Consider the following 12,760-nt stretch of genomic DNA (forward strand, 5'->3'; position numbering starts at 1 on the left):
GGCAGTGTGGCTCGAGACCGGCTGTACCCCGAGCCGACGGGCGAGGTGCGCATGAGTCTTTCCCTGCGCTTCGCCGCCGGATCGCACAAGGGCATGATCCGGGAGGGCAACGAGGACTCCGGCTACGCCGGCCCGCGCCTTCTCGCCATCGCCGACGGCATGGGCGGCCAGGCAGCCGGCGAGGTCGCCAGCTCCGAGGTGATCTCCACGCTCGTCCAACTCGACGACGATGTCCCGGGCTCGGACATCCTCACCTCGCTCGGTACGGCGGTCCAGCGGGCCAACGACCAACTGCGCATGATGGTCGAGGAGGACCCCCAGCTGGAGGGCATGGGCACCACGCTCACCGCCCTGCTCTGGACCGGCCAGCGCCTCGGCCTCGTCCACGTCGGCGACTCCCGCGCATATCTGCTGCGCGACGGCGTGCTCACCCAGATCACCCAGGACCACACCTGGGTGCAGCGGCTGGTCGACGAGGGCCGGATCACCGAGGAAGAGGCCACCACTCACCCGCAGCGCGCCCTGCTGATGCGTGCACTGGGCAGTGGCGACCATGTCGAACCCGATCTCTCCATCCGCGAGGTCCGGGTCGGCGACCGCTACCTGATCTGCTCCGACGGGCTGTCCGGCGTCGTCTCCCACCAGACGATGGAAGAGACGCTCGCCAGCTACCAGGGCCCTCAGGAGACCATCCAGGAGCTGATCCAGCTCGCCCTGCGCGGCGGCGGCCCCGACAACATCACCTGCATCGTCGCCGATGTCCTCGATGTCGACAGCAACGACACCCTGGCCGCGCAGTTCAACGACACCCCGGTCATCGTCGGCGCTGTCGCCGAGAACCAGGCCGCGCAGATGTCCGCCGCCGAGAGCACGGCCGCCATGCAGACCCCCGCCGGACGGGCAGCCGGCCTCGGCCGCCCCGTACCGCCGCCCGCGGGGGGCTTCGGCCCGCCCGGAAGCGGCGACGGCGTCGACGGCGGCTACGGCGGGATGCCCGACGGCTCCTTCGACGCGTACACCGACGACGACTTCGTGAAGCCCGGCGGCGGCCGCAAGTGGCTGAAGCGGTCCCTCTACTCCGTGCTGGCGCTCGCCGTCATCGGCGGCGGTCTCTACGGCGGTTACCGCTGGACCCAGAACCAGTTCTACGTCGGCGCGAAGAACGAACACGTCGCGCTGTTCCGCGGCATCAGCCAGGACCTGGCCTGGGTCTCGCTCTCGAAGGTCGAGAAGGACCACCCCGAGATCGAACTCAAGTACCTCCCGCCCTACCAGCGCAAGCAGGTCAAGGCGACCATCGCCGAGGGCGACCTGGCCGCCGCCCAGGAGAAGATCGGCGAACTCGCTCTCCAGGCATCCGCCTGCAAGAAGAACGCCGAACGACGTGCCGCCGAGAAGGCCAGCGCCGACGAGGGCCAGGCACCGGGTACGGACGCTGCCGAGACATCCAGTGGCGCCAAGACGTCCGATGCCGCCAAGACCAAGCCGACCAAAACTCCCACTCCTGGTCCCAGCCTCTCGGAGGAAGAGAAAAAGCTGGTCCCGCAGTGCGGTAAGCAGTAAAGCCGTAGGGGGCCTTCAGCACCATGAGCGTTGTCACCAACACGACCACGATCGGCGCGATCGACGCACCGAGCCGCCGCAACACCGAACTGATGATGATGGTCTTCGCCATCGCCATCTCGGTGTTCGCCTACGCCAATGTCGGGCTCGCCATCGACGGCAAACTCCCGTCCGGCATGTTCGGATACGGAGCCGGACTCATCCTGCTCGGCGGCGTCGCCCACCTCGTGGTGCGCAAGTTCGCGCCGTACGCGGATCCGCTACTGCTCCCGCTCGCCACCCTGCTCAACGGCCTGGGGCTGGTACTGATCTGGCGGCTGGACCAGTCGCAGCGACTGATCCAGCGCGCGGAGTCTCAGTACGGTGCCTACAGCCCGGACGCTCCCAAGCAGCTGCTGTACTCGGCGATCGGTGTCGCTTTCTTCGTCGCCGTGCTGGTGATCCTCAAGGACCACCGCATCCTGCAGCGGTACACCTACATCTCGATGGCCGTGGCGCTGGTCCTGCTGGTCCTGCCGATGTTCTTTCCGGCGGTGAACGGCGCGAAGATCTGGATCAGCCTCGGCCCGTTCACGATCCAGCCAGGAGAGTTCGCCAAGATCCTTATCGCGGTGTTCTTCTCCGGCTATCTCATGGTGAAGCGTGACGCACTGGCGCTGGCCAGCCGCCGATTCATGGGGATGTACCTGCCGCGCGGGCGTGACCTCGGACCGATCATCACCATCTGGGCCCTGTCGATCCTGGTCCTGGTCTTCGAGACCGACCTCGGCACCTCGCTGCTGTTCTTCGGTCTTTTCGTGGTGATGCTCTACGTCGCCACCGAACGGACCAGCTGGATCGTCTTCGGCCTGCTGATGTCCGCGGTGGGCGCCGTGGGTGTGGCGTCCTTCGAGCCGCACGTGCAGTCCCGTGTGAACGCCTGGCTCGACCCGTTCGCCAAGGCGACGTGGGCCCAGAGCGAACAGCTCGCCCAGTCGCTGATGGCCTTCGGTTCCGGCGGCACGCTCGGCACCGGGCTCGGCCAAGGCCATTCGGACCTTATCCTTTTCGCCGCCAACGCCGACTTCATCCTCGCCACCGTCGGCGAAGAGCTGGGTCTGGCCGGGATGATGGCCGTCCTGCTGATCTACGGCCTGATCGTCGAGCGGGGCGTACGCACGGCACTGGCCGCCCGCGACCCCTTCGGCAAGCTGCTCGCCATCGGGCTGTCAGGAGCCTTCGCGATCCAGATCTTCGTGGTCGCCGGCGGTGTCATGGGGCTCATTCCGCTCAGCGGTATGACCATGCCGTTCCTTGCGTACGGTGGTTCGTCCGTGTTGGCCAACTGGGCACTGATCGCCATTCTGATCCGGATCAGCGACACCGCTCGCCGCCCCGCACCGGCACCCGCACCGTCCCCTGACGCCGAGATGACCCAGGTGGTCCGACCGTGAACAAGCCGCTGCGCCGGATCGCGATCTTCTGCGGCGTCCTCATCCTCGCCCTGCTCGTGCGGACCAACTACCTCCAGTACGTCCGTGCCGACGAGCTGAACAGCCGCGACGAGAACCGTCGCGTCCGCATCGAGCGTTACGCCCACGAGCGCGGCAACATCATCGTCGACGGCAACCCCGTCACCGGGTCCGTCGAGACCAAGGGCAGCGACTTCAAGTACAAGCGGGTCTGGAAGAACGGCCCCATGTGGGCCCCCGTCACCGGCTACTCCTCGCAGGCCTTCGACGCCTCGCAACTGGAGAACCTCGAGGACGGCATCCTCACCGGCAACGACGACCAGCTCTTCTTCGACCGCACCCTCTCGATGTTCACCGGCGAGAAGAAGCAGGGCGGCAACGTCGTCACCACCCTGAACGGCGCCGCGCAGAAGGCCGCGTTCAAGGGGCTCGGCAGCAAGAAGGGCGCCGTGGCCGCGCTCGACCCGCAGACCGGCGCCATCCTGGCCCTGGTCAGCACCCCTTCGTACGACCCCTCGGTGTTCGCGGGCAACTCCGACAAGGACAGCAAGGCCCGCAAGAAGCTCCTTGACGACAAGGACAAGCCGATGCTCAACCGGGCATTGCGCGAGACCTACCCGCCCGGCTCGACCTTCAAGGTCGTCACCGCCGCCGCGGCTCTGGAGAACGGGCTGTACCAGGGGATCGACGACAAGACGAACTCCCCGCTGCCCTGGCGGCTCCCGCTGACCACCGGCAACCTCGCCAACGAGGGCAACATCCCGTGCGAGAACGCCTCGCTCCGGGAAGCGCTGCGGTGGTCCTGCAACACCGTCTTCGGCAAGATCAGTGACGATCTCGGCAACCAGAAGATGATCGACGAGGCCAACAAGTTCGGCTTCAACAAGGAGATCTTCACCCCGGTACGCGCCGACGCCAGCGTCTACCCCAAGGACAACCGGCCGCAGAACGCCATGGCCGGCATCGGCCAGGCGTCCAACCGCGCCACCCCGCTCCAGATGGCGATGGTCGCCTCGGCCGTCGCCAACGACGGCAAGCTGATGCAGCCGTACATGGTCGCCGAGCGCCAGTCCCCCAGCCTCGACGCGATCTACACCCACGAGAAGGAGCAGTTCAGCCAGCCCCTCTCGGGCGAGAACGCGCAGAAGCTCCAGCAGATGATGGAGACCGTCGTCGAGAGCGGCACGGGAAAGAACGCCAAGATCCCCGGCGTCACCGTCGGCGGCAAGACGGGTACGGCCCAGCACGGTCTGAACAACAGCGAGAATCCGTACGCCTGGTTCATCTCCTACGCCAAGACCGACAGCGGCTCCCCGGTCGCCGTCGCCGTGGTCGTCGAGGACAGTCAGGCCAACCGCGATGACATCTCCGGCGGCGGCCTGGCCGCCCCGATCGCACGGGCAGTAATGAAGGCGGTCATCGACAGCAAGAAGTGATGCCCATCACATCGGGTGCCATACCTGCACATTGGGATACCGGTCAGATATCAGGTCCGGACTACGGACCGATCAGGTAGTGCGCGGCCGGTAGCGTATGCGCGAGCAGCACACCGCCGGACCGCACACCGGTGCGGTCGGGACTGACGGAGAGGGCTGGAACAGTTATGGAAGAGCCGCGTCGCCTCGGCGGCCGGTACGAGCTGGGCTCGGTGCTCGGCCGTGGTGGCATGGCCGAGGTCTACCTCGCACACGACACCCGGCTCGGCCGCACCGTAGCCGTGAAGACGCTCCGGGCCGATCTGGCCCGCGATCCGTCCTTCCAGGCCCGGTTCCGCCGTGAGGCCCAGTCCGCCGCCTCGCTCAATCACCCGGCGATCGTCGCCGTCTACGACACCGGCGAGGACTACGTCGACGGGGTCTCCATCCCGTACATCGTGATGGAGTACGTCGACGGGTCGACACTCAGGGAACTCCTGCACTCCGGGCGCAAGTTGCTGCCCGAGCGCACCCTTGAGATGACCGTCGGCATCCTCCAGGCGCTGGAGTACTCGCACCGCGCCGGCATCGTCCACCGCGACATCAAGCCGGCGAACGTCATGCTGACGCGCACCGGTCAGGTCAAGGTCATGGACTTCGGCATCGCCCGCGCCATGGGCGACTCCGGAATGACGATGACCCAGACCGCCGCCGTCATCGGCACCGCCCAGTACCTCTCCCCGGAGCAGGCCAAGGGCGAGCAGGTCGACGCGCGTTCCGACCTCTACTCGACCGGCTGCCTGCTCTACGAGCTGCTGACGGTCCGGCCGCCCTTCATCGGGGACTCACCGGTCGCGGTCGCCTACCAGCACGTACGGGAAGAACCGCAGAAGCCCAGCAACTTCGACCCCGAGATCACGCCCGAAATGGACGCGATCGTGTTGAAGGCCCTGGTCAAGGACCCCGACTACCGCTACCAGTCGGCCGACGAGATGCGCGCCGACATCGAGGCCTGCCTCGACGGCCAGCCGGTCGCCGCCACCGCGGCGATGGGTGCGGCCGGTTACGGCGGCTACGACGGATACGGCAACGACCAGCCGACCACCGCACTGCGCGCCGCGGACCAGAACGGCGCGCCCACGTCCATGCTGCCCCCGGTCAACCCGGACGACGGCGGCTACGGCTACGACGACCGCCCGGACCGCCGCCGCCAGAAGAAGAGCAACACCTCGACGATCCTGCTGATCGTCGCGGGCGTCCTGGTGCTGATCGGCGCGGTCCTGATCGGCAAGTCTGTCTTCAGCGACAGCAACAGCAACAACGGCAAGGTCGATGCGCCGAACCTGATCGGCTCGACCGTGAAGGAAGCACAGAAGCTCGCGGAGAATCCCGATGTCGTCCTGAAGATCGGCTCGCGCGAACCGTGCGAGGATCAGCCGAAGGGCAAGATCTGCAGCCAGACGCCGGCAGTCGGCGAGAAGATGGACAAGAAGGACACCGTCACGGTCGTCGTCTCCACCGGCGCCCCGAAGGTCGATGTCCCGGACGTCGTGGAGAAGACCGAGGCGACCGCCCGCAAGGACCTTGAGGACAAGGGCTTCACGGTGAACGTCACCGCGGTCGAGTCCGAGAAGACCGCGGGTACGGTCATCACGCAGGACCCCGAGGGCAACTCGAAGGCCGAGAAGAACTCCGAAGTCACGATCACGGTCGCCAAGCAGGCCACCCAGAAGGTGCCGAACGTCGCCGACCGGGACTACGACGCCGCCGTGGCTCAGCTCAACGGCCTGGGCTTCAAGAACGTCTCCAGGACCGACGTCGATTCGGAGAATCCGGCAAACCAGGTGATCAGCCAGACGCCGCTCGCCGACTCGATGCAGCCGCTGACCGCCCAGATCGTGCTGACAGTCTCGAAGGGCCCGCAGCAGCCGGAACAGACCACGGTTCCCGATCTGCAGGGCAAGACACTCGCGGAGGCAAAGGCCCTGCTCGCCGGGGCGGGTCTGCAGCTCGGCCAGGTACAGGGGCCGAACGACGACAACGCGAAGGTCGTCGCCTTCCAGCCCAACGCGGGTCAGCAGGTCGACAAGAACAGCGCGGTCAACGTCCAGACCATGCCAGGCGGCGGAAACGGCAACATCTTCGGCGGCCTGTCCGACTCACGCCACTGACCCGGACACACCGCCCCATCGGGCCCCGGCCGCCACACGGCGACCGGGGCCCTTTGCTGTGCCCGCCACCACAGATCCGTTGCATACCGCGCATGCGGTCGTAAACCGATCGCGTCTTCATATGTGGTGATTCGTTGATCAGGCGGGGCGGGACGGGGAGGGACGGGGCGGGGCATTGGGCTCCGGCCGTACATCCGGCTACGCGAAGGGCCAGGAGCCTGATCAACGAGGTCGCTCTGGTGGAGAAGAGCTCGAATCGAATGGCCTGCGGGTCATCCGGGGCACTGAGCTGCAGAAATTTAAGGAACTCACCCTGAGTTCCTATCCGGAGAGTTATCCACAGCCCCGTTCGAGCATGGCTCTCTGGCTCCGGCGGACGGTCCTGAACGTCGCCATGCTGCTCCGGGACAGTGACGTCGCACGCCGTGTCCGTACGTACCTGCTCGACCTCGAGCACACCTTCCGGGCACAGCCGACCGTCGTGGAGGCCCCGGGGCATGACAGCGACATCGAGTCACTCGACGCCCGCATCACACGGCTCAGCGAAGAGAGCTTCACCCGTCTCCTCGGCTCCACCGTCGTCCCCATGCTCAGCGCCCTCATCGAAACGTCCGGCGAGCAGCAGCGAGAACTCGTCAGCCTCCGCGAGAACGTCCAGCAGATCGAGCGGCGGCTCCGTCCGGCACGACGTCCAGCTGCGGCGCCTCCAGCGGGCACAGGAACGGCGCCCGCTCGTCGGGGTCATGGCCGCCATGGACGCCATGAACTGGCGGGAGTTCGAGCAGCACATCGCCGGACTACTCCGCCGGGACGACTGCACCGATGTCGAGGTCCACGGCGGGAGCGGCGATCGCGGAGCCGACATCACCGCGTACACCGCCGACGGACGCCGACTGGTCGTCCAGTGCAAGAACTTCGCCCTGCTGTGTACGTGGCGACCTGCCCGTTCTCCCGCGAGACGGTCGATATCGCGATGCAGGCCGGCGTCAGCGCCGTGCACCGCGGCCTCCTGGAGGCCTGGAGCGCGGGCACGAAGCTGCAGGTGCTCAAGTAGGAGCAGCCGGTCGGAACGACAGAAGGCCCGAAGTCGCAAGGATTGGTTGCGACTTCGGGCCCGGCTCATCGTATCGGCTAGCGCAGCTCGGCCGGCTTCGTACGGTCCTTGTCCACCTTCTCCGTACGCACCAGCTCGCCCCACACGATGTAGCGGTACTTCGACGTGTAGACCGGCGTGCAGGTCGTCAGCGTGATGTAGCGGCCGGGCTTCTTCGCGCCCGACCCCTTCGGCACCGCCTGCAGAACGTCGACGTTGTACTTCGACGTCTCGGGAAGCTCCTTGAAGACCTTGTAGACGTACCAGGTGTCCTTGGTCTCGAAGACGACCGCGTCCCCGGTCTTCACCTTGTCGATGTTGTGGAACTTGGCACCGTGCCCGTCACGGTGGGCGGCCAGGGTGAAGTTGCCCTTCTTGTCCCACGGAAGCGCCGACTTCACCGGGTCCGTGTAGTAGCCCGCGATGCCGTTGTTGAGGTTCTCGGTGTCGGTGCCCTTCTTGACCAGCACCTCGCCGTTCTTCATCGACGGGACGTGCAGGAAGCCGATGCCGTCCTTCGTGTCCAGCGCGCCCGGCCCGCCCGCCCAGCGGTCGCGGACGGTGTGGCCCTGTTTGGTGGCCTCACGATCGGCGAGCACATTCGTCCACCAGAGGGAGTAGACGACGAAGAGCCCCAGCACCAGGCCCGCGGTGATCAGCAGTTCGCCGAAGACACTGATCACGGTCGCGACGGGATGGCGGCCCCTGCGCCGGGGCGGGGGCGCGGATTCGCCGACCCGCTCTTCGTGCTCGGTCCTAGCTGTCACCGCACCCGTCCCTGTCGTGATGATGATTCAGCCCACGAGCGCGTCGGGCTTCCCCTTGCTGCGCGGTCGTTCGTCGACCATCTTGCCCCAGACGATCAAACGGTACGTACTCGTGAATTCCGGCGTACAAGTCGTCAGAGTGATGTACCGGCCCGGCCCGGTGAACCCGGATCCGCGCGGAACCGGATCGATCACCGAGACATTGGACGGCGATGTCTGCGGCAGCGTCCTCGTCGTCTCGTACGTGTAGTACGCGTCCTGTGTCTCGACCACGATCAGGTCGCCGGGGCTCAGCCGGTTGATGTAGCGGAACGGCTCGCCGTGCGTATTGCGGTGACCGGCCAGGGCGAAATTTCCCTGCTTGGCCGACGGCATCGCGGTACGGAGCGCGCCATCGCCGTAATGACCCACCATGCCCCGGTCGAGGACCTTCTCCTTGCTGATGCCCTCGGCGATCGGAGCGACCACGTCCAGCTTGGGGATGTGGATGATGGCGAATCCCTGCCCCGCTTCGAACACCCCGGGATTGCGGTCGCCCTTCGCCCAGTCGTCCTGGATCTTGTGCGTCTCCTTGCCCGCGTACTGGTCGGCGCGCACATTCGTCCACCACAGCTGATAGGTGACGAACAGCAGCATCAGCACGCCGAGCGTGATGAACAGCTCCCCGGTGACCCGGCTGGCCACCACGGCCGGGCTGTCCTTGGCCGCGCGCGCCGCACGCCGTGCCTCGACGCGCGACATCGGCTTGTCGGCCTGTGAGGCGGCCGTCGCCGCGGTGTCCGGCCGCTGGTCGGCTCGGCGGCGCCCCCGCCCCTTGGCGACGCGACGCCGTTCGGCACGGCCTCCGGTGCGCGGTTCCGGGTCGGTTCCTTCGGGGTCCGATTCGGGTTCGGCGAAGCTCTCCACGTCGCTCGCCGCATTCGGATCCGGGTTCGGATTCGGATTCGGATTCGGATTCGAGGCCAGATCCGATTCCGGCTCCGGCGGAGTGTCGCCCCGGAGCCGGGGCAGACCGACCGTCTCGTCGCCGAGCGGGAAGGGAAGAGGCACGGGCTGCGCCCGGGGCTCCGGAACGGGCGCCTGGGCGGGCGCCTGCTGCCCGTACCAGTCCCGTTCGAACCCCTCGGGGTCGTACCACTCCCGCGGAGCTCCCTCGGGGCTCTGCACCCCATGTGGCGCCTGCGCTTGCTCCTGCGCCCGAGGCACTGCCCGTGCCTGCGCGTCCGGGGCCCGGTGCTGTCCTTGCCCCGCCCCCGGTGCCTCGGCCGCCTCCGCCGCCTCAGCCGGGTTCCCCGCCCTGAACCACGGCGAGGCGTGCCGCCCCGGCAGCGGATCGTTCAAGGGGTCCGCCAGCTGGTCGACCGCCGCCTCGAACGCGCCTGCGGCCTCGTACGCTCCTTGCTCGTACGGGCCATCCTGTCCGGCGTCGTGTTCGGGGCGGAGTGTGGTCACGCGACGGCCTTGCCCACCACCGGCGCGAGCCCCGCCGATCTTGCGACGGCTCCGGTGTCGCCGCATTGCGCCAGCCAGTTGGCCAGCATCAGATGCCCGTACTCGGTCAGCACCGACTCCGGATGGAACTGCACGCCCTCCACCGGCAGTTCACGGTGGCGCAGCCCCATGATGATGCCGTCGGCGGTCCACGCCGTCACCTCCAGCTCCGCCGGGACGGTGTCCGGTTCGGCGGCGAGCGAGTGGTAGCGGGTCGCGGTGAAGGGGGACGGCAGGCCGGCGAAGACCCCCGCTCCCTCATGGGTCACCGGCGAGGTCTTGCCGTGCAGCAGCTCCGGGGCACGGTCCACCACGCCGCCGTACGCCACCGCCATCGACTGCATGCCCAGGCAGACCCCGAAGACCGGGACGCCCGTCGCCGCGCAGTGGCGCACCATCTCGACGCAGACGCCCGCCTGCTCCGGGGTGCCGGGACCGGGCGACAGCAGAACGCCGTCGAAGCCGTCCTGGGCGTGTGCCGTGGTCACCTCGTCGTTGCGCAGCACTTCGCATTCGGCGCCGAGCTGGTAGAGGTACTGGACGAGGTTGAAGACAAAGCTGTCGTAGTTGTCCACGACAAGGATGCGGGCACTCACTGGCCGGCCTCCGTCCCGGTCGAGCCATCGACCGTCACATCACCGAACGGAAGCAGCGGTTCCGCCCAAGGGAAGACGTACTGGAAGAGCGCGTAGACGACAGCCAGCACCAACACGAGCGAGATGAGCGCACGCACCCATGCGTTGCCCGGCAGATGCCGCCAGATCCAGCCGTACATGCTGTCCCCTCCATTCGGTACGGGACCAGACTAAAGGGCCGGGGCAGGAGCGTGGGTCAGCTGTGGAAAGCTGCCGGCTTGCCTTCGGTCACAGGCTGGGTGGCATCGAGGTGTGCCCAGGCGATCAGCCGGTGGCTGCTGCCCCATTCGGGGTCGCAGGTGGTCAGCGTCAGATAGCGGCCCGGCCCGTCGAAGCCGGACTTCCGGGGGACGGGGTCGATGACCCCGATGTCGCTCGGTACCGTCCGGTAGGGCTTCTTGTCGATGCGGTACGTGAACCACGTCGTCCCGTCCGTCAGCACCACCGCGTCTCCCGGGCGCAGCTTCGGGAAGTCCTTGAACGGATCCCCGTAGGTACGGCGGTGTCCGGCCACCGCGAAATTGCCGCTCGCACCGAGGCGGGCGGTCCCCGTGTAGTGGCCGAGGCCCTTCTGCAAGGTCTTGACCTCGGTGTTCTCCAGGACGGGCCACTCCCAGCCCTTGCCGAAGCGGGGTATGTACAACATCGCGAACGGCTTGCCGTCCTGGTACGCGGCGGGGGCGGGAGGCTCCTTCGAGGACTTCGAGGACTTCGACGTCGGGGAGGCCTGCGGCGCGGGTGCGGACGCCGTCCCCTGTGCCCACCGGCTGCGCAGGGAGTCGATCTGCCCCTCGGTCGCGTCGGCCGCCTTCACTCCGGTCCAGAACAGCACGTACACCACAAAGAGCACGATCAGGGCGCCGATGGTGATGCAGAGTTCGCTGAACGTCCTGACGATCAGTCGCACCGACACCTGGCCGGCCTCCCCACAGCCGCTCGCTACTTCACGGGCTCCGCATAGTGGAGGTCCACTGTGCCCGAGTAGCCGGGAAGAGTCACCGCCTCGTGCTCGTCGACTTTCCAGCCGAGCCCGTACGCCTTCACGTACAGCAGGTAGTTGCTGATCGCCGGGGAATTGTTGAGCGCCTGCTTGAGCTTGCCCGGGTCGCCGACCGCGGTGATCTTGTACGGCGGGGAGTAGACCCGGCCCTGGAGGATCAGGGTGTTGCCGACGCAGCGCACCGCGCTGGTGGAAATCAGCCGCTGGTCCATGACCTGGATGCCCCGGGCCCCGCCCTGCCAGAGGGCATTGACGACCGCCTGCAGGTCCTGCTGGTGAATGACCAGGTCATTGGGTTGCGGATCGGGGTAGCCGGGGTTGGCGGTGGCATTGGGCGGGGCGTCATTGAGAGTGACGCTCACCGACCGGCCGGTGAGCTTCGTGGTGCCGCCGGCCCGCTCCAGCTCCTTGAGCCGGGCGTCCTCCGCCTTGGTGCTGCCGTCGTCGCGCCGGACGAGGGCGTCGATGTCCTCGCGCACGGCTGCGTTGGTCTCGTCCAGCTGGGCGTTCTTGTTGCTGCGCTGCTGAATGAGATCGGAGAGCTTCAGCAGCGAGGAGTCGGTGCGGATGTTGGTGCCCTTGGCCGTGTTGGCGCTGGTGACGAAGATCAGTCCGGCGAGGGCGAAGACGGCAGCGGTGAGCACGCGGGCCGGGTGCCGGAAGGTGCGCCGGACCGGGCCTTGGGGGGAGTCGGCAGAATTGCTCAACGTACCCTTATCTCCTTCGGCGCCAGGGAAGCACTACGCTAACGGACGCCCGGGGGAGGCAGTATTCCCCCTCGAGCCCCGCCCCGGCGCCAGCCACAGTTCCCTGCGCGGTCACGCAGCGCATCGACAGGAGAGTTCCTCGTGCCGAAGTCACGTATCCGCAAGAAGGCCGACTTCACGCCTCCTCCGGCGAAGCAGGCAACCAACCTAAAGCTGACCAGCCGCAGCTGGGTGGCGCCGGTGATGCTGGCGCTCTTCCTGATCGGTCTGGCCTGGATCGTCGTTTTCTATGTGACCGACGGCGATCTGCCGATCAAGGACCTGGGGAACTGGAACATCGTCGTCGGCTTCGGCTTCATCGCCGGCGGCTTCGGTGTCTCCACGCAGTGGAAGTAGCGCCACAGCAGCAGGAGCACCGTGGCGGAAGTAGAGCCGCGGCGCTCCTGGTGGCACAGCGGGGCCTCGTC

13 protein-coding genes and 1 pseudogene are annotated in these 12,760 nt (G+C 67.4%); 7 read left to right on the forward strand and 7 right to left on the reverse strand.

From position 1 onward, the window contains the following. The first annotated feature begins 51 nt into the window (after window positions 1–51). The 4 genes from ACFVX4_RS06145 (at window position 52) to pknB (ending at window position 6,600) form a co-directional block, all read left to right on the forward strand. Window positions 52–1,563 carry a Stp1/IreP family PP2C-type Ser/Thr phosphatase gene (locus ACFVX4_RS06145; protein WP_389972434.1) on the forward strand — a complete coding sequence of 504 codons (1,512 nt, stop codon included), beginning with the start codon at window positions 52–54 and terminating at the stop codon, window positions 1,561–1,563. Window positions 1,564–1,586: 23 nt separating this feature from the next. Beyond that, a complete protein-coding gene (locus ACFVX4_RS06150; RefSeq protein WP_389972436.1) occupies window positions 1,587–2,996 on the forward strand; it encodes an FtsW/RodA/SpoVE family cell cycle protein in 1,410 nt (469 codons plus the stop codon). Then, window positions 2,993–4,450: a peptidoglycan D,D-transpeptidase FtsI family protein gene (locus tag ACFVX4_RS06155; RefSeq protein WP_389972438.1), complete on the forward strand. Its 1,458-nt coding sequence runs from the start codon at window positions 2,993–2,995 to the stop codon at window positions 4,448–4,450. Before ACFVX4_RS06150 ends, ACFVX4_RS06155 begins: the two co-directional genes overlap by 4 nt. A gap of 167 nt (window positions 4,451–4,617) precedes the next feature. Continuing rightward, entirely contained in the window at window positions 4,618–6,600 is a 1,983-nt protein-coding gene (gene pknB, locus ACFVX4_RS06160; RefSeq protein ID WP_389972440.1) for a Stk1 family PASTA domain-containing Ser/Thr kinase, read from the forward strand. A gap of 514 nt (window positions 6,601–7,114) precedes the next feature. On the opposite strand, the gene ACFVX4_RS06165 is transcribed toward pknB, so the two are convergent. Then, entirely contained in the window at window positions 7,115–7,354 is a 240-nt protein-coding gene (locus tag ACFVX4_RS06165; RefSeq protein ID WP_389972442.1) for a hypothetical protein, read from the reverse strand. Window positions 7,355–7,361: 7 nt separating this feature from the next. Between ACFVX4_RS06165 and ACFVX4_RS06170 the strand changes: the two are divergent. After that, window positions 7,362–7,454 (forward strand): annotated as a pseudogene (locus tag ACFVX4_RS06170) (restriction endonuclease); the annotation flags it as partial. 50 nt (window positions 7,455–7,504) lie between these two features. After that, the gene (locus tag ACFVX4_RS06175) at window positions 7,505–7,654 is read left to right on the forward strand and encodes a hypothetical protein (RefSeq protein WP_389972966.1); all 150 of its coding nucleotides are present in this window, start codon (window positions 7,505–7,507) and stop codon (window positions 7,652–7,654) included. Window positions 7,655–7,731: 77 nt separating this feature from the next. On the opposite strand, the gene ACFVX4_RS06180 is transcribed toward ACFVX4_RS06175, so the two are convergent. From ACFVX4_RS06180 to ACFVX4_RS06205, 6 genes are read right to left on the reverse strand one after another with little or no spacing between them, the layout of a single operon-like run. Further along, window positions 7,732–8,460 carry a class E sortase gene (locus ACFVX4_RS06180; RefSeq protein ID WP_389972444.1) on the reverse strand — a complete coding sequence of 243 codons (729 nt, stop codon included), beginning with the start codon at window positions 8,458–8,460 and terminating at the stop codon, window positions 7,732–7,734. A 27-nt stretch (window positions 8,461–8,487) separates the two neighbouring features. Further along, window positions 8,488–9,912, reverse strand: a complete 1,425-nt coding sequence (locus tag ACFVX4_RS06185; protein ID WP_389972446.1) for a class E sortase — start codon at window positions 9,910–9,912, stop codon at window positions 8,488–8,490. After that, window positions 9,909–10,547: an aminodeoxychorismate/anthranilate synthase component II gene (locus ACFVX4_RS06190; RefSeq protein WP_389972448.1), complete on the reverse strand. Its 639-nt coding sequence runs from the start codon at window positions 10,545–10,547 to the stop codon at window positions 9,909–9,911. The genes ACFVX4_RS06185 and ACFVX4_RS06190 overlap by 4 nt, the downstream gene beginning before the upstream one ends. After that, on the reverse strand, window positions 10,544–10,726 hold the full coding sequence (locus ACFVX4_RS06195; RefSeq protein ID WP_072487564.1) for a hypothetical protein: 183 nt from the start codon (window positions 10,724–10,726) through the stop codon (window positions 10,544–10,546). The genes ACFVX4_RS06190 and ACFVX4_RS06195 overlap by 4 nt, the downstream gene beginning before the upstream one ends. Window positions 10,727–10,782: 56 nt before the next feature. Next, window positions 10,783–11,499 (reverse strand): class E sortase, encoded by a 717-nt coding sequence (locus tag ACFVX4_RS06200; protein ID WP_389972450.1) that lies wholly within the window; start codon window positions 11,497–11,499, stop codon window positions 10,783–10,785. A 26-nt stretch (window positions 11,500–11,525) separates the two neighbouring features. Next, on the reverse strand, window positions 11,526–12,293 hold the full coding sequence (locus ACFVX4_RS06205) for a DUF881 domain-containing protein (RefSeq protein WP_389972452.1): 768 nt from the start codon (window positions 12,291–12,293) through the stop codon (window positions 11,526–11,528). 141 nt (window positions 12,294–12,434) lie between these two features. On the opposite strand from ACFVX4_RS06205, the gene crgA reads away from it, so the two are divergent. Continuing rightward, window positions 12,435–12,689: a cell division protein CrgA gene (crgA, locus tag ACFVX4_RS06210; RefSeq protein WP_389972454.1), complete on the forward strand. Its 255-nt coding sequence runs from the start codon at window positions 12,435–12,437 to the stop codon at window positions 12,687–12,689. Window positions 12,690–12,760: the final 71 nt, after the last annotated feature.

The organism is Streptomyces sp. NPDC058240 (assembly GCF_042882135.1).
Lineage (GTDB): Bacteria > Actinomycetota > Actinomycetes > Streptomycetales > Streptomycetaceae > Streptomyces.